Genomic DNA, 15,750 nt, shown 5'->3' with positions numbered 1-15,750 from the left:
GCGAGCAGATGGGTGAAACCCCTCACCGCTCGGCACACGCCGGCACCGGCGGGACCCGCGTGACCTCCGGTCACGACTGGCCCGCCGGTGCCTCGGCGCGGTTTGCCGAGACCTCAGGCAATCCTCGTACCCCGACCGGGAACGGGCTGGGCGGCGGCGGTGGCCTGCCCCGGGCCCGCGCCTTCGGCGCGGAACGGGCCTTCCGCGGCCTCACCGTGGCCGCCGGCGCCGCCGTGCTGGTCATCATCGCGGCGATCGCGGTCTTCCTGATCGCCAAGGCCGTGCCGGCCCTTCAGGCGAACACCGAGGACTTCTGGACCTTCGAGGGCTGGTTCCCGAACGACAACCCGCCCAAGTTCGGCATCGGCGCGCTCGCCTTCGGCACCGTGCTCACCGCGCTGCTGGCGCTGCTCGTCGCGGTGCCGGTGGCGCTGGGCATCGCCCTCTACCTCACCCACTACGCCCCGCGCCGGATCGGCACCGGCCTCGGCTTCGTGATCGATCTGCTGGCCGCCGTGCCCAGCGTGGTCTTCGGCCTCTGGGGCCGGGACTACCTCGTCGGGCCGGTCACGGACCTGTCCACCTGGCTGAACCGGTACTTCGGCTGGATCCCGATCTTCGGCGACGGCCCGTACGGGAACTCGATCCTGCTCGGGTCCCTGGTGCTGGCGATCATGGTGCTGCCGATCATCACCTCGCTCTCCCGCGAGGTGTTCCTGCAGACCCCGACCGCCAACGAGGAGGCCGCCCTCGCGCTGGGCGCCACCCGCTGGGAGATGCTGCGCACCGCCGTGCTGCCGTACGGGCGGCCCGGCATCATCGCCGCGGTGATGCTCGGCCTGGGCCGCGCGCTCGGCGAGACCATCGCGCTGGCGCTGACCCTCGGGTCCACCTACGCCATCTCGTTCAACGTCCTGACCAGCGGCGGCAACACCATCGCCGCCAACATCGCGAACCGGTTCGCCGAGGCGAACGACACCGGCCGGGGCGCGCTGATCGCCTCCGGCCTGGTGCTCTTCGCGATCACGCTGATCGTCAACATCACCGCCCGGGCGATCATCTACCGCCGTCGCGAGTTCACGGAGTCGGCCGCATGAGCAGCCTCGTCACCAGTCACCGCACCCGGCCGCCGGCCCAGCCGGCCACGCTGCGGGCCAAGCGGCTGCCGCGGTACGCCGCACCCGTCATCGCCGTCGCGGCCCTGCTGGTCGCCGCCGGGGTCGTCTACGGCCTCGGCATCGGCGGCCCCGTCCTGGTGGTGGTCCTCGGCGCGCTCCTCTACCTGGCCGGGCTCTTCACCGCCGCGAACGCGGTCGAGGGGCGGCGGGCCGCCCGCAACCGCACCTGGAGCGCGCTGATCCACTCGGCCTTCGTGCTGGCGGTGCTGCCGCTGGCCTCGGTGGTCTGGACCCTGGTCAGCAAGGGCGCCGAACGGCTCGACGGGGACTTCTTCGGCACCTCGATGAACAACATCGGGGCCCGGGACGCGAACGGTGGCGCGTACCACGCCATCATCGGCACGCTGGAGCAGGTCGGCATCGCGACCCTGATCACGGTCCCGCTCGGAGTGCTCTGCGCGATCTACATCGTCGAGTACGGCCGGGGCAGATTCGCCTTCGCCATCCGGTTCTTCGTCGACGTGATGACCGGCATCCCGTCGATCGTCACCGGCCTCTTCGTGCTGGCGTTCTGGGTGCTGATCGTCTCGCCGTGGTTCAACGACGGCCAACCGGGCTTCTCCGGCTTCGCCGCCGCGCTGGCCCTGAGCGTGCTGATGCTGCCGACCGTGGTGCGCTCCACCGAGGAGATGCTGCGGCTCGTCCCGGCGCCGCTGCGCGAGGGCGCTTACGCCCTCGGCGTGCCGAAGTGGAAGACGATCCTGCGGGTCGTGCTGCCGACGGCGCTGCCCGGCATCGTCACCGGCATCATGCTCGCCATCGCGCGGGCCGCCGGTGAGACCGCCCCGGTGCTGCTCGTCGCCGGCGGCGGCGCCGCGATCAACTTCAACCCCTTCGAGAACAACCAGTCGTCGCTGGCCCTCTTCGTCTACCAGCAGGCCGGCGAGGCCTCGAAGTACTCGCCGGCGCGGGCGTGGACCGCGGCGCTGACCCTGGTCGCCCTCGTACTCGTCCTGACCATCGCGGCGAAGCTGCTGGCCCGTCGCAACCGGCTCGGCCGATGAACCCCGGAGGTACCGCCACCATGGCCAAGCGCATCGAAGCCACGAACGTCAGCGCCTACTACGGCGCCTTCAAGGCGATCGAGAACATCAACCTGACCGTCGAGCCGAAGACGGTCACCGCCCTGATCGGCCCCTCCGGCTGCGGCAAGTCGACCTTCCTGCGGTCGATCAACCGGATGCACGAGGTGCTGCCGGGCGCCCGGGTCGAGGGCAGCCTGACCATCGACAACCAGGACATCTACGACCGGGACGTGGACGTCACCGCGGTCCGCCGGATGATCGGCATGGTCTTCCAGCGGCCGAACCCGTTCCCCACCATGAGCATCTTCGAGAACGTGGTGGCCGGCCTGCGGCTGAACGGGGTCCGCAAGAAGTCGATCCTGGAGGAGACGGCCGAGAAGGCGCTCCGCTCGGCGAACCTGTGGGACGAGGTCAAGGACCGGCTCGGCAAGCCGGGGGCCGGCCTCTCCGGCGGTCAGCAGCAGCGGCTCTGCATCGCCCGGACCATCGCGGTCGAGCCGCAGGTGGTGCTGATGGACGAGCCCTGCTCGGCGCTGGACCCGATCTCGACGCTGGCCATCGAGGACCTGATGTTCCAGCTCAAGGACAAGTTCACCATCATCATCGTCACCCACAACATGCAGCAGGCCGCCCGCGTCTCGGACCGCACGGCCTTCTTCTCGATCGAGAAGACCGGCGACCCGGGCCGCCTCATCGAGTACGACAACACCCAGAAGATCTTCAGCAACCCGAGCGTGAAGAAGACCGAGGACTACATCACCGGCCGCTTCGGCTGAGCCGCTGGTCCCCGGTCCGCGAGGGGCGTCGGTCGCACTGACCGGCGCCCCTCGGCGTGTCCCCGGATCAGGACAGGAGGAAGCGGGGCTTGTCGTCGTCGGTCAGGTCGAGGCGAGGGGTGACCGGGTTGGCGGCGTCCCGGGTGGCCGCCGCGCGGGCCACGCCGGCCAGGTCGCCGGCCGCGGCAACCTGGGCCAGGGTGACCAGGGTGGGCGGCAGCATGGTCAGCTCGCCGGCCTCGGCGCGGGCCAGGGCGTCCGCGGGACGGATCCACATGGTGTGGTCGGCCTCGCCGGAGACGTCCCGGGTCCGCTGACCCTCGGGCAGCAACGCCACGAAGAAGTACGTGTCGAAGCGGCGCGGCTCGAACTCCGGGGTGATCCACCGGCTCCACGGCAGCAGCAGATCGGCGCGCAGCGTCAGCCCCCGCCCGGCCAGCAGGTCGGCGAAGCCCACCCGCCGCCCCACCAGGTCCTGCCGGGCGGCCTCCCAGTCGTCGCCGCTGACGTCGCCGACCACCGTCGCGGCGTCCGGGCCGGCCAGCAGCACGCCGGCCTCCTCGAAGACCTCCCGGGCCGCGGCGCAGACCACCGCCTGGGCGGCGTCCTGGGCGAGACCGAGCCGGTCCCCCCAGTGCGCCGGCTCCGGGCCGGCCCAGTCCAGGTGCGCCTGGGAGTCCGAGCGGTCGACGCCGCCCCCCGGGAAGGCGTACATCCCGCCGAAGGTCATCGCGGCCACCCGGCGGATGACGTACACCTCGAAGTCGTCACCGGCGGGGCGGAGCAGCAGCACGGTGGCGGCGACCCGGGGCGTGGCCGGGGTGCCGCCCTCGGCGCGGAACCGGCGGGCGTGCTCCACCAGGGCGGGGGGTGCGGCGAAGCCGTCGATCGTCATGCCGCGAGCCTAGTTCCCGACGGGTGGATCATCCTCCCGGTGACCGGGCGGCCCGGGATAGCGTGCCGGCATGACGCGTTCAAGTCACGCCATCGATGCGGTAATCATGGAGGCCGAAATCGCCCAGCTAGGGGACCGTGAGAGGCCCCAGAAACGCCGAAAGCCCCGGCCCTAGCTGGACTAGGTACCGGGGCCGAGCGAGCGCGGGAAGGAGTCCTACGGGGGGTCAGGCGCGGCGGCGGCGGCTGGTCGGGACGGGCCGGCAGACCGGGCGGCGGACGGGCCGGGGCTCGCCGAGCTGGTCGGCGATCCACCCGCACAGCTCGTCGATGAGGTCGGCGGGGAAACGCGGCGGGGGCGGCGTTGTCACGGCTGGCTCCTTTGTGGGCCCAAGGGGCCGCCAGCGTACCCGCGCGGCGAGCGTGACGCGCGGGCGCGGCGGGCGGTCAGAAGCCGAAGACCTCGCGATCGCTCGGCGGGGTCGGCTCCTGCTCGACGGCGTCGGGGTTGGCCGCGATCCACGAGTCGGCCAGGGCCTCCCAGTCGCGGCGGCCGTACCGCATCGCCCAGAGGCGCGCCTCGACGCGGATCGTCCAGCGGTCGACGGTCGACGGTCGACGGTCGGCGCGTGGGTCGTCCAGCCGGTGTTGGCTCGCCGGGGCTGGACGCGGGCCAGCGGGTCGAAAGGCGGCGCGGTCTCCGCGTGCGAGGCGTACCACGCTCGGGCGGCGGCGTCGGTGAGGTCGGCTCGGCGCGGACCGTGGCGAGGTAGCCGAAGCCCGGCCCGTACTGCTGCAGGAGAAGGCGGATCTCGTCGGCGAGGCGGGGCTCGTCGGCGGCGAATTCGGACCAGGAAGCCATGCCGACATTCTGTCGAACACATGTACGAACGCGCAGTCCGACACGCAGGTTACCCGCACCGGTCGCTATGGTGTCTCCCGGCACTGCGAAACGGTCAGACCTCGTCTTCGAGATCAGAGCGGGCGACATCGCCCGGACGCGCGGGATGCGATAGCTCCCGCCGGAGGGCAAAAGCCCTCCGGTCCTCGAACCCGAGGGGGTGACGGTGACGCGAGGCCGTGGGCCTACCGGCCCGAGAAAGACCCGGCAGACCAAAGCCGATCGGTGGAGGCGAGCCGCGGATTGGGCGGTGCTCGCACTGCGGGCGGCCGTCTACGTGGTCCAGCTCATCGCTTCGATGAGCGACAACCACAACGGCCTCACCTGACGAGTCAGGCGAGGCCGTAGGGGGGTCGAGTCGGCTCCGGGCCTGGTAAGCAGGGGCCGGCTCGTCCTTCCGGTGTTGCTTCTACGCAACATGGTGCAACGCCGTGCACGATACCGCCTTGCCGATGAGGCACAACACGGTGTTGCCGATTTACCTCGTCAAGTCGACTTCTTCTTAGGCGACGGTACCGATACGGGGACTTTCGATGTCCTCATAAGGAACCCGCCCTTCGGCTGAGCAGTCAGGTTCGGAGCGACGGGCGCCAGGGCGGGGGGCCTCCTCCGAGTGACGGGACGGACGGGGCCGGCGGCCGTGATGGCGCACCGGCCCCGCTGGCGGACGTTAGGCGGCGGCTACGACAAGTGCGGGCGACGTCGCGACAGACTGGCGCGGCCAGTGTCGCTGCGCCGTGCGGACACTGACGCCGAGGACGGCGGCCACGCTCGCCGGGGTCGCGCCCGGCGCGCTGGCGGCGTCGCTGATGGTGTCGGCGGACGACAGTCGCGACGGAAGACGGGGCGGCGTCGCGGGACGGTCGGGCACCGGGGCGACGCTGGCGGCGGGCGACAGGTCGGCGACCGGGGCCGGGGTCACGTCGGCGACATGGACGCCACGCTCGGGCGTCGCCGTGTCGGCGACGGTGGCGGGCGACGACGAGAAGACGAGCTTGACCAGCGCCATAAAGGCCAGCGCCGGGACGGCCGACAAGAGGCCGCCGGACAGGCCCGGCTTGGCGACGGCGAGCTGCGCCGAGAGCGACAGACCGGCGGCGGCGACGAGGAGCGCCAGCGGGTAACCCGCGGGCTTGCTTGCGCGGCGACGGCGGCGGATGTCCAGCAGCGCGGCGACCGGGACAAGCTCGGAAATGCACGCGTTGGCCCAGCCGAACCAGTCCGGCGTACCGGCGGGGCTGTTGGTCATGGTCCAGTCGTGGACGTGGCTAAAGCTCGCGGCCCCGGCGGCGAGGCCGACGACGAGGAGGATCGCCACGAGGACGACGGACTCGGCCCGCTCGGCGCGGGTCGGTCGGTGGGTAGGCTCGGACATAGCGGAAGGTCTCCTCTTCCGTTAGGGCCTCGGCAGCGCTGCAATCGCTCGCCGGGGCCTGGCTTATACGGGGGTCAGTTCTCTTCCGAGGGGCGCACCCACGCGATCGAGACGCGGGACGCGACGGGCGTCCGGCGCCCGACCGTGGGCGCTTTCGCGACCGTGATGCGGCGGACGAACAGAGCGACCATGGCGCGCCGTTCGGGCAGGGTGGCGCGGTCCCACCACGAGCCGGGGCCGAGCGGGTCCTCGCCGGGCTCGCCGAGCCATTCCCCGATCGGGAGGACGGGCGAGGCAGCGGCGTCGATGGCGGCGAGCTGCTCGGTGAGGGTGTCGATGCGTGCCGAGAGGGCGCGCTCCTCCTCCAGGAATCGGCGCTGACCCACCTTCCCCGAGTAGCCGCCCTGCTTGCGGTCGTCGTAGAGGGTGTCAAGGGCGCGCTCGGCGTCGTCCAGCTCGCCCGCGATCGCGCCACGCTGGGCGGCGGTCGCGGGGTCGGCGCTGGCGAGGCCAAAGAGGCGCGTAGCTTCGGCGATCGTCTCCAGGACGTCGAGGTCGTCGGCGGTGTCGGCGGTGGCGATCAGGGCGAAGATTCGCCGGGCGACGTAGTCGTCTAGTAGGTCCTGCTGGACGGTGCAGTCTCCGGCGTGCTGGCCGGGCTCACGCACCCCGACAGGTCGAGTGCACCGATACGCAGACCATCTGAGACTGTCGTTCCGTCGGTGCGACTTCATCCGGGCGCCGCACCCGCAATGCAGGATTCCGAGCGACGACAGCAGCGACGGGGCGGGGGTCGCGGTGGGTGCAGTCTGCGGCGTGCGGCCGTTGAGGCGAGCCTGTAGCTCGTACCAGGTCGCCTCGTCGATGATCTCGGGGTGCGCCTTGACGGGCGCCCCGGCCTCGTCGCGGATGATCCGGTACCCGGCTATTCCTGTCGGCTTCCGGCCGTCCTGGCGCGGCACGTAGATCACCTCGGCACCGAACCCGGCGATGCGCGGGTCGCGCATGATGCGCGCGAGGGTCCGGGGCGACCACCGGCTACCGGCGTCAACCTTCCCGACCGTGGCGCCTCGCGTCGGCACGCCGGATTCGTTGAGCCACTTTGTGACTGCCAGCAGAGGTGCCGGACGGACCGGGTCGAGCACTCGGGCGACCATGTCGCGAATCACGGCGGCTTCGTCGTCGCGCCGGGCGAGGATCTGCACGGCGATCGGGCGCCCGTTGGCGTTCGTGCGAGTCTCGGGGCTCAGCGCGAACCCGTATGGGGGCTTCCCCGAGGTGTACCCGCCGAGGGCCTTGGCGGCGTCTTTCGCGCCCTTGACGGCAATGCTCTTGTTCTTCGACTCGCTGTGGGCGGCGTCCAGCCTCATGATCAGGTGGATGAGGTCCATGAGGTTGCCCTTGCGGAACTCGCCCTCGGTCACCGAGATGATCGTTACGCCGCGGTTGAGTAGGTCGGTCACGACCGGGATCGCGTCGAGGGGGTCCGCGCGGGAGAAGCGGCTCACGTAGTAGACGATGATCGTGTTTACACGCCCGGCGCGGCAGTCGGCGATCAGTCGCTCAAAGCCGGGACGCTCGGCCCCACTGAACGCGGAGATACCGAGGTCTTCGTAGCTACCGACCCAGGTCGCCTTCATCTGCTCGGCGCGGGCACGATTGGCGTCGCGCTGGGTCGCGGGTGATGCTTCGGACTTGTTCTCGCGGGCCTTGGATTGCCGGACGTAGCCGGCGGCGCGTACTTGAAGGGGTGACATGGTCGCGAAATATACCCCCGGTGGCATGACCCGTTGGGGGATCCTCGCCACCGGACACATCGCCGGACGCTTCGCCGAGGACCTGCGGCTGGTACCGGACGCCGAGCTGGTCGCGGTCGGCTCGCGTACGCCGGACAGCGCCGAGCTGTTCGCCGCCCGGCACGGCGTCCCGCGGGCGTACGGCTCCTGGGCGGAGCTGGCCGCGGACCCGGACCTGGATGTGATCTACGTGGCCACCCCGCACGCCGCGCATCACGAGGCGACCATGACCTGCCTCGCCGCCGACCGGGCGGTGCTGGTGGAGAAGCCGTTCACCCTCGACCTGGCCACCAGCACCGAGCTGATCGAGACGGCTCGCGCCCGCGGGGTCTTCCTGATGGAGGCCATGTGGATGCGCACCAACCCGCTGATCCTCCGCGTGGCGGAGCTGATCGCGGACGGGGCGATCGGCGAGGTGACCAGCGTACGGGCGGACTTCGGGGTGGCCGGGCCGTTCCCGCCCGAGCACCGGATGCGGGCCCGGACGCTGGGCGGCGGCGCGCTGCTCGACCTCGGGGTGTACCCGCTGAGCCTGGCCCACCTGCTGCTCGGCGTGCCCCAGCACGTGCACGCCTGGGCCAAGCTCGGCCCGGAGGGCGTGGACGAGAACACCGGCATCGTGCTCGGCTGGGACTCGGGCGCGGTCGCCACGCTGAGCTGCGGCTTGGTCGGCGCGACCGCGATCACCGCCTCGATCACCGGCACCACTGGCCGCGTCGACCTGCCCGAGCCCTTCTACCGGCCCGGCTCGGCCGTGCTGCACCGGCTCGGGACCGAACCGGAGACCATTCCCGCCGACCTGACCGGCGGCGGCTACCAGCACGAGGCCGTCGAGGTGCAGCGCTGTCTGGCCGCCGGGCTGACCGAGAGCCCGCTGGTCCCGCACGCCACGACGCTGGAGGTGATGGCGCTGCTGGACGGGATCCGGGAGCGGATCGGGGTCCACTACGCGTGAGGGCCCACTGCCGTGGCAGCAAACCCGTCGACTACGCGTGAGGGGCCCCCTGCCGTGGCAGGGGGCCCCTCGACGGTCGGCGCGTCAGAACAGCGGCCGGACCACCAGGTAGGAGAGGCAGGCGATCGCGGCGGCCGCCGGGAACGTGATGATCCAGGCGATCACGATGTTGCCGGCGACGTTCCAGCGGACCGCGGAGAGCCGCTTGGTCGCGCCCACCCCCATGATCGCCGAGGTGATGGTGTGGGTGGTGGAGATCGGGGCCTTCAGCACCAGGGCGTTGAAGTAGAGCACCGCGCTGGCCACCGTCTCGGCGGCGAAGCCCTCCGGCGGGCCCAGGTCGATGATCTTGCGACCCAGGGTGCGGATGATCCGCCAGCCACCGGCGTACGTGCCCAGTGCCAGCATGGTCGCCGAGGTCCAGAAGACCCAGCCCGGGATGTGCGTCTTGTCGTCCTGGAAACCGCCGGTGTAGAGGGCCAGCACCACAATGCCCATGGTCTTCGCGGCGTCCTGCATGCCGTGGCCGACCGACATGGCCGCCGCCGAGGCGGTCTGTGCCCAGCGGAAGCCCCGGTTGAGCTTGCCCGGCTGCCCCTTCCGGAACAGCCAGAGGATGGCCAGCATCAGCAGGTAGCCGAGGGTGAGGCCGACGATCGGCGACAGGATCATCGGGAGGATGACCTTCTCGCCGATGTTGGCCCACTGCACCACGCCGCCGGTGGCCAGCAGGGTCGCCCCGACCAGGCCGCCGAAGAGGGCGTGCGAGGAGGACGACGGCAGGCCGAAGTACCAGGTGATCAGGTTCCAGGCGATGGCGCCGAGCACCCCGGCGAAGACCACCCCGAGGCTGGCCACGCCGGTCGGGAGCGTGACCAGGCCGTCGCCCACGGTCTTGGCCACGCCGGCGCCGAAGTGCGCGCCGACGAAGTTGCCGACGGCGGCCAGCACCAGGGCGATCCTGGGCGTCAACGCCCGGGTCGAGACGCTGGTCGCGATCGCGTTGGCGGCGTCGTGGAAGCCGTTGGTGTAGTCGAACGCCAGGGCCACCGCGATCACCGCCAGCACGGCGATGAGTTCGGGAGTCACAGGATCAGGACTCCTTGACCGTGATGGTCTCGACGGTGTTCGCCACGTGCTCGAAGGCGTCGCAGGCGGCCTCCAGCTCGTCGGCGACCTCCTTCATCTTCAGCACGGTGAGCGCGTCGTACTCGCCGGAGAAGAGCCGGACCAGCAGCATCCGGTACGCCTGGTCGCCGTCGTTCTCGAGCCGGTTGCACTCGATCCAGTACTCCTCGAGATCCTTCATCGACTTCAGCCGGGGCATCGCCTCGGCGGTCAGCTTGGCCTGCAGGTCGAGGACGTTCACCAGCTCGTGCAGCTCGCGCGGCAGCGCGGGGAGCTTGGTCAGGCCGTACAGGTAGAGCAGGTTGCCGACCGCCTCCAGGTGGTCCATCACGTCGTCGAGCAGCGAGCCCAGCCGGTAGATGTCCTCCCGGTCGAACGGGGTGATGAAGGTGGAGTTGATCTTCTTGTACAGCTGGTGGGTGATCTGGTCACTGTCGTGCTCGACCTCGGTCAGCCGCTCGCTGACCGACTGGACGTCGACGCCGGGCAGGGCCAGCTCGTTGAGCAGCTCGGTACCCCGCACCAGGTTCTGCGCGGCCCTGGTGAAGAGCTCGTAGAAGGCGCCCTCGGTGGGACGGAAGGAAAACTTCACAGCACGGACCTCGTCGTGTCGGTGGAAGGGTGGCCGACGCCCCCGGGCGCCTGCTCTGGGCATGCTAAGGACACGGCGGGAGCGGGGATTCCCCGGCCCACCCCTGGTCAGGCCGGATTCACCGCTCGTTCACCTGTCGTTCACCTTCGGCCCCTCGTCCCCGCTCCGCAACCGCTGGCGCTCCCGCTGCACGTCGAAACCGGCAGCCGGATACCCCAGATCAAGTCCGCCGAACGTCTCCCGGAGCAGGTGGGCGACCGCCCAGTCCCGGTACCACTTGCGGTCCGCCGGCACCACGAACCAGGGGGCGGCGTCCGCGTCGCACCGGGCCAGGGCGTCGGCGTACGCGGCCTGGTAGTCGGCCCAGCGGGCCCGCGATTCCAGGTCGCTGGGGTTGTACTTCCAGTACTTGTGCGGGTCGGTCAGCCGCTCCATCAGCCGCTCGCCCTGCTCGGCGTACGAGATGTGCAGCATCACCTTCACCAGGGTCACCGCGCCGTCGACCAGCTCCCGCTCGAAGGCGTTGATCTCGTCGTACCGGGCCCGCCAGGTGGCCTCGTCGACCAGCGCGCCGACCCGGGCGATCAGCACGTCCTCGTAGTGGGAGCGGTTGAAAATCCCGACATAGCCGGGCGGCGGCAGGGCCCGGCGGATCCGCCACAGGAAGTCGTGCCGCAGTTCCTCCTCGGTGGGCGGCCCGAACGAGCGGATGTGCAGGCCGAGCGGGTTCATCGCGCCCGCCACCCGCTTGATCGTGCCGTCCTTGCCGCCGCAGTCCATCGCCTGGAGCACCAGCAGCACCCGGCGCGGCCGTTCGCCGTCGAGCTGGGCGTCCGCCGCCGTCGGAGCGCTGGTCGGCGCATCCGGGCCGGCCGCGCCCTTCGCCGACGCGTACAGCATCTCCTGCTGCCGGCCCAGCTCGGCGCCGAGCAGCTCGACCTGCTCCTGGGCCCACGCCTTGCGCCGCTTTCCGCTGCCCGCGGCCGCCGGCAGCCCGGGCGTGGAGCGTGGGTCGATCGCCGCCAGGTCCACCGTCCCGCCGGCGGGCCGCACCCGCAGCAGCTCCCGCATGCCCCCGCCCACGGGCCGCAGCACGCCCGCCTCATCGACTCCACTCATCCCCCCATGCTCACCCACCCCGCTGTTCGCCGCCTCCCGACGCCCTCCGCCCGCCCTCACCCCCCGAATGCGCACTCTCCGAGAAAGAGGGCCCTTCGTCGCTCGGAAGGCCACCCCGCTCTCCTGGAACGTGCGCGGATCTTGGGCGGGGGGTGGGGGTGGGGGAGAATGCGGGTCGGAGAAGGGAGAGCGTGGTGGCTGATCTCGCGGCGGAGTTCGAGGCCGAGTTCGAGGCGGAGCGGGGGCACCTGACCGCGGTGGCGCACCGGATGCTCGGCAGCCGGAGCGAGGCCGAGGACGCGGTCCAGGAAACCTGGCTGCGGTACGCGGGCGCGCTCGCCGATCCGGCCGCCCGCGCCGAGATCCGCCAGTTGCGCGCCTGGCTGACCACCACCTGCTCGCGGATCTGCCTGGACGTGCTCCGCTCCGCCCGGGTACGCCGGGAGACCTATCCCGGCCAGTGGCTGCCCGAACCCGTGGTGACCGCCGTACCGGCCACGGACGGCTTCGCCCCGGACCCGGCCGAGCGGGCGGTCCGCACCGACCAGCTCGGCACCGCGCTGCTTTTGGTGCTGGAGCGGCTCGCGCCGGAGCAGCGGGTGGCCTTCGTCCTGCACGACGTCTTCGCGGTGCCGTTCGCCACCATCGCCGACGTGCTCGGCACCACTCCCGCCGCCGCCCGGCAGCTCGCCTCCCGGGCCCGCCGCGCGGTCACCGGCCCGGACGTCCCCCGGCACACCGCCGACCTGGCCGAGCAGCAACGTGTGCTCGCCGCGTTCGCCACGGCGGTGGAGTCCGGCGAGCTGGACCGGCTGGTCGAGGTGCTCGCCCCGGACGTGGTCATGGTCGGCGACAGCGGCGGGCACTTCCCGGCGGCCCGCCGGCCGGTGGTGGGCGCCGAGGCGGTGGCCCGCTTCATCCTCGGCCTCTTCGGCCAGGCCGCCCGGTTCGCCGGCCCGCTGCTGGTCCGGCCGGTGCTGGTCGACGGCGCCCTCGGCTGGCAGATGGAGACCGTCTACCGGGACGGCCGCACGCTGCGCCTGGTCAGCGCGTACGCGGTGCACGAGGGGCGGATCACCGGCGTCTTCCACCAGCTCAACCCGGAAAAGCTGGCTGCCCTGCCCGACTTCCGGCCGGACGACGTCTGGCCGCCGCGCTGGTGAGCCCCGCTCAGACCACCAGGGTCAGCCACTTCCGGTACGACGTGGCGAACGGCTCCGTGCCGTCGCCGAGGGCGCCGAAGAGCCAGCGGGCTGCCGCCTCGGCCTCGGCCACCACGTCCTCCGGGTAGCCAAAGCGCGCCCGGTGCTCGGCGAACTCGTCCTCGTCGCGCAGCTCGACCAGGCCGGTGGCGCGGCGCCGGACCACGTCCAGGTCGAGGTCGACCAGGTGCACGGTGTCGTCGCCCTCCCAGCGGGCCGGGGTGGCGATGTCGCAGTAGACCTCGCTGGTCCGCGGCGGCGGGTTGAACATCCCCGTCCACCAGCCGTGGTGCGGCACCAGCAGGACGAAGGGGATCTGCTCGACCGAGGGGCGGCCGTGGTAGACCGATTCGGTGCCGGCCGGCACGCCGAGCCAGACGCCGAGGTCGTCCTCGGCGAGGCGGCGGGCCGGGTAGTCGCGGTGCGCGCCGCCGTCGTACTTGCGGTAGATCACGCGGACCACGTCGCTCGGCATGACTGGCACCCTAACCGATTCCAGCCACGCGACGCGATCGGCAGGTAACCGGACGCGACCCACCGGAAACCGGACGGTGACCACGCCACGCCCGGCGGATCGGCGACGCCGGTGTCGGCCGCGGCGGGTACCGTCGCACGGTGACTCCGCCCCGCACCGCCGCCGGCCCCGCCACGTCCCGGAAAGGTCGGGGTGCCCGGCCGAGCGGGGCCGATCTGCTCGCCGCGGCGGTCGGCGCCGTGCCCGGCGGGTCCGCCCGGCCAGGCCAGCAGCAGATGGCCGAGGCGATCGAGCGGAGCATCGCCTCCCGCGAGCACCTGCTCGTCCAGGCCGGCACCGGCACCGGCAAGTCGCTGGCGTACCTCGCCCCGGCGCTCACCGTGGACGGCCCGGTGGTGGTGTCCACCGCCACCCTGGCGTTGCAGTCCCAACTCGTCGAGCACGACCTGCCCCGGCTCGCCGACGCGGTGGAGCCGCTGCTGCGCCGGCGGCCCACCTTCGCCGTGCTCAAGGGCCGGCACCACTACCTCTGCCTGGCCCGGCTCGACAACTCCAGTGAGGACGAGCCGGAGGACAGCCTCTTCGACGCCCCGGCCGCCCGCCCCGGCGGCGGGACGAAGTGGCTCGGCGAGGCGGGCCGGCTCGGCAAGCAGATCCAGCGGCTGCGCGACTGGGCGGAGAAGACCGCCACCGGCGACCGGGACGAGCTGGACCCGGGCGTCGACGACCAGGCCTGGCGGCTGGTGTCGATGCCGGCCCGGGAGTGCGTCGGGGCCACCCGCTGCCCATTCGGTCAGGAGTGCTTCGCCGAGGCGTCCCGGGCCCGGGCCCGCGAGGCCGACATCGTGGTCACCAACCACAGCCTGCTCGCCGTCGACATGCTCGCCGACCGGCACATCGTGCCGCCGCACAAGCTGCTCATCGTGGACGAGGCGCACGAGCTGGCCGACCGGGTCTCCTCGGCCGCCCAGGCCGAGCTGGTCCCGGAGCTGATCGACCGGTCCACCCGGCGGGCCCGGCCGCTGCTGCGCCCGGAGGTCGCCGAGCGGCTCACCGAGGCGGGCGACGCCCTCGCCGTCGGGCTGGCCGAGGCGCCCGCCGGGCGGCTGACCGCCGGGCTGCCGGCACCGCTGCGGGAGGCGTGCACGCTGCTCGACGCGGCGACCCGGGCGGCGCTGGAGGCGATCGGCGAGGTCAAGGCCGACGACCCGGACCCGGTGCGCAAGCAGCAGGCGAAGGCGGTGCTGGACGAGCTCTCCACCACCGCCCAGCGGCTGCTGGAGGAGGCCGACCACGACGTGGCCTGGGTGGAGAAGCCCGACAACGGCAGCCGGCGCGCCCTGGTGGTCGCCCCGCTCTCGGTGGCCGGCACCCTCGCCACCCACCTGTACGACGAGCGCACCGTGGTCGCCACCTCGGCCACCCTGGCGCTCGGCGGCCGGTTCGACACGGTGGCCAGGGCGCTCGGGCTGGACGCGCCCCCGCCCGCTCCGCCGTCCCCGGCCGCCGCCGCCCTGGCGGCCAGCACCGCGCGCGGGGACGCCGCCACCCCCGCGCCGGTCGCCGCCGCGCCCGGCAGCCGGGCCGCCACCGGCACCGTGCCGGCCACCGAGGGGCCGGGTTGGCGGTCGCTGGACGTCGGCTCGCCGTTCGACTACGCGCGGCAGGGCATCCTCTACGTCGCCGCGCACCTGCCCCGCCCCAGCGTCTCCGGGCTGCCCGAGGCGGCCGGCGAGGAGCTGCTGGCGCTGGTCGGGGCGCTCGGTGGGCGTACCCTCGGGCTCTTCTCCTCCCGACGGGCCGCACAGCAGGCCGCAGAGCTGGTCCGCGCGCGGACCGACCTGCCGGTGCTGCTGCAGGGCGAAGAGGCACTGCCGCTGCTGGTCCGTCGGTTCCGGGAGGAGCGGTCGAGTTGCCTGTTCGGAGTGATGTCGCTCTGGCAGGGAGTGGACGTGCCGGGCGAGGCCTGCCAGCTCGTGGTGATCGACCGGCTGCCCTTCCCCCGCCCGGACGAGCCGCTCGCGGCGGCCCGGGCCGCGGCGGTGGACGCGGGCGGCGGGTCGGGCTTCGCCGCGGTCAGCGTGCCGATCGCCGCGGTGCGGCTGGCGCAGGGGGTGGGGCGGCTGATCCGGGCCACCGGCGACCGGGGGGTCGTGGCGGTGCTCGACTCCCGGCTGGAGACCGCGCGGGGGTACGGCCCGTTCCTGCGCCGCTCGCTGCCGCCGTTCTGGTACACCACCCGGCCGGACGTGGCGCGCGGCGCCCTGGAGCGGCTCGGAAAGAGCTGACGGAGCGAGCGGACGACCCCGTCGGCCGTCCGCCCGCTCCCCCGGC

General features: G+C 72.5%; 13 protein-coding genes and 3 pseudogenes. 7 read left to right on the top strand and 9 right to left on the bottom strand.

The features are described from left to right. The first annotated feature begins 8 nt into the window (after positions 1–8). From pstC to pstB, 3 genes are read left to right on the top strand one after another with little or no spacing between them, the layout of a single operon-like run. A complete protein-coding gene (pstC, locus tag I8N68_RS16065) occupies positions 9–1,097 on the top strand; it encodes a phosphate ABC transporter permease subunit PstC (protein WP_200210789.1) in 1,089 nt (362 codons plus the stop codon). Next, the gene (gene pstA / locus I8N68_RS16060) at positions 1,094–2,182 is read left to right on the top strand and encodes a phosphate ABC transporter permease PstA (protein WP_200210788.1); all 1,089 of its coding nucleotides are present in this window, start codon (positions 1,094–1,096) and stop codon (positions 2,180–2,182) included. The genes pstC and pstA overlap by 4 nt, the downstream gene beginning before the upstream one ends. A gap of 20 nt (positions 2,183–2,202) precedes the next feature. Further along, a complete protein-coding gene (gene pstB / locus I8N68_RS16055; protein WP_200210787.1) occupies positions 2,203–2,979 on the top strand; it encodes a phosphate ABC transporter ATP-binding protein PstB in 777 nt (258 codons plus the stop codon). Between the two features lie 67 nt (positions 2,980–3,046). On the opposite strand, the gene I8N68_RS16050 is transcribed toward pstB, so the two are convergent. The 5 genes and pseudogenes from I8N68_RS16050 to I8N68_RS16030 form a co-directional block, all read right to left on the bottom strand. Continuing rightward, complete coding sequence (locus I8N68_RS16050) at positions 3,047–3,874, bottom strand: NUDIX hydrolase (protein WP_200210786.1); 828 nt, start codon at positions 3,872–3,874, stop codon at positions 3,047–3,049. A 226-nt stretch (positions 3,875–4,100) separates the two neighbouring features. After that, positions 4,101–4,244, bottom strand: a complete 144-nt coding sequence (locus tag I8N68_RS16045; RefSeq protein ID WP_200210785.1) for a hypothetical protein — start codon at positions 4,242–4,244, stop codon at positions 4,101–4,103. Between the two features lie 365 nt (positions 4,245–4,609). Next, a pseudogene (locus I8N68_RS16040) lies at positions 4,610–4,735 on the bottom strand (pyridoxamine 5'-phosphate oxidase family protein); the annotation flags it as partial. Positions 4,736–5,444: 709 nt separating this feature from the next. Further along, positions 5,445–6,149 carry a DUF2637 domain-containing protein gene (locus I8N68_RS32850; protein ID WP_234039827.1) on the bottom strand — a complete coding sequence of 235 codons (705 nt, stop codon included), beginning with the start codon at positions 6,147–6,149 and terminating at the stop codon, positions 5,445–5,447. A 74-nt stretch (positions 6,150–6,223) separates the two neighbouring features. Next, positions 6,224–7,906 carry a recombinase family protein gene (locus I8N68_RS16030; RefSeq protein WP_200210784.1) on the bottom strand — a complete coding sequence of 561 codons (1,683 nt, stop codon included), beginning with the start codon at positions 7,904–7,906 and terminating at the stop codon, positions 6,224–6,226. 25 nt (positions 7,907–7,931) lie between these two features. Here I8N68_RS16030 and I8N68_RS16025 point away from each other — a divergent pair, with 25 nt between their 5' ends. Further along, positions 7,932–8,900: a Gfo/Idh/MocA family protein gene (locus tag I8N68_RS16025; RefSeq protein WP_200210783.1), complete on the top strand. Its 969-nt coding sequence runs from the start codon at positions 7,932–7,934 to the stop codon at positions 8,898–8,900. A gap of 84 nt (positions 8,901–8,984) precedes the next feature. Here I8N68_RS16025 and I8N68_RS16020 read toward each other — a convergent pair whose 3' ends face one another. From I8N68_RS16020 to I8N68_RS16010, 3 genes are all read right to left on the bottom strand, one after another. Next, positions 8,985–9,989, bottom strand: a complete 1,005-nt coding sequence (locus I8N68_RS16020; RefSeq protein ID WP_200210782.1) for an inorganic phosphate transporter — start codon at positions 9,987–9,989, stop codon at positions 8,985–8,987. A 4-nt stretch (positions 9,990–9,993) separates the two neighbouring features. Further along, the gene (locus tag I8N68_RS16015) at positions 9,994–10,620 is read right to left on the bottom strand and encodes a DUF47 domain-containing protein (RefSeq protein WP_109804640.1); all 627 of its coding nucleotides are present in this window, start codon (positions 10,618–10,620) and stop codon (positions 9,994–9,996) included. A 129-nt stretch (positions 10,621–10,749) separates the two neighbouring features. Next, the gene (locus I8N68_RS16010) at positions 10,750–11,739 is read right to left on the bottom strand and encodes a PPK2 family polyphosphate kinase (RefSeq protein WP_234039826.1); all 990 of its coding nucleotides are present in this window, start codon (positions 11,737–11,739) and stop codon (positions 10,750–10,752) included. A gap of 194 nt (positions 11,740–11,933) precedes the next feature. Here I8N68_RS16010 and sigJ point away from each other — a divergent pair, with 194 nt between their 5' ends. Next, positions 11,934–12,902, top strand: a complete 969-nt coding sequence (gene sigJ / locus I8N68_RS16005; protein ID WP_200210781.1) for an RNA polymerase sigma factor SigJ — start codon at positions 11,934–11,936, stop codon at positions 12,900–12,902. A gap of 7 nt (positions 12,903–12,909) precedes the next feature. Here the strand turns inward: sigJ and I8N68_RS16000 are convergent, their stop codons facing one another. Continuing rightward, positions 12,910–13,416, bottom strand: a complete 507-nt coding sequence (locus I8N68_RS16000) for a DUF402 domain-containing protein (RefSeq protein WP_200210780.1) — start codon at positions 13,414–13,416, stop codon at positions 12,910–12,912. A 140-nt stretch (positions 13,417–13,556) separates the two neighbouring features. Between I8N68_RS16000 and I8N68_RS34240 the strand changes: the two are divergent. Together I8N68_RS34240 and I8N68_RS34235 are read left to right on the top strand one after the other, a co-directional pair. Next, a pseudogene (locus tag I8N68_RS34240) lies at positions 13,557–14,897 on the top strand (ATP-dependent DNA helicase); the annotation flags it as partial. Positions 14,898–15,017: 120 nt separating this feature from the next. Then, positions 15,018–15,704 (top strand): annotated as a pseudogene (locus I8N68_RS34235) (ATP-dependent DNA helicase); the annotation flags it as partial. Positions 15,705–15,750: the final 46 nt, after the last annotated feature.

This window comes from Micromonospora coerulea (assembly GCF_016598485.1).
Lineage (GTDB): Bacteria > Actinomycetota > Actinomycetes > Mycobacteriales > Micromonosporaceae > Micromonospora > Micromonospora coerulea.
This window is presented reverse-complemented; position numbering and strand designations above follow the sequence as displayed.

Coding starts and splice junctions, on each gene's coding strand:
- pstC (WP_200210789.1), top strand. CDS start 9: ATGGGTGAAACCCCTCACCGCTCGGCACACGCCGGCACCGGCGGGACC.
- pstA (WP_200210788.1), top strand. CDS start 1,094: ATGAGCAGCCTCGTCACCAGTCACCGCACCCGGCCGCCGGCCCAGCCG.
- pstB (WP_200210787.1), top strand. CDS start 2,203: ATGGCCAAGCGCATCGAAGCCACGAACGTCAGCGCCTACTACGGCGCC.
- I8N68_RS16050 (WP_200210786.1), bottom strand. CDS start 3,874: ATGACGATCGACGGCTTCGCCGCACCCCCCGCCCTGGTGGAGCACGCC.
- I8N68_RS32850 (WP_234039827.1), bottom strand. CDS start 6,149: ATGTCCGAGCCTACCCACCGACCGACCCGCGCCGAGCGGGCCGAGTCC.
- I8N68_RS16030 (WP_200210784.1), bottom strand. CDS start 7,906: ATGTCACCCCTTCAAGTACGCGCCGCCGGCTACGTCCGGCAATCCAAG.
- I8N68_RS16025 (WP_200210783.1), top strand. CDS start 7,932: ATGACCCGTTGGGGGATCCTCGCCACCGGACACATCGCCGGACGCTTC.
- I8N68_RS16010 (WP_234039826.1), bottom strand. CDS start 11,739: ATGAGTGGAGTCGATGAGGCGGGCGTGCTGCGGCCCGTGGGCGGGGGC.
- I8N68_RS16000 (WP_200210780.1), bottom strand. CDS start 13,416: ATGCCGAGCGACGTGGTCCGCGTGATCTACCGCAAGTACGACGGCGGC.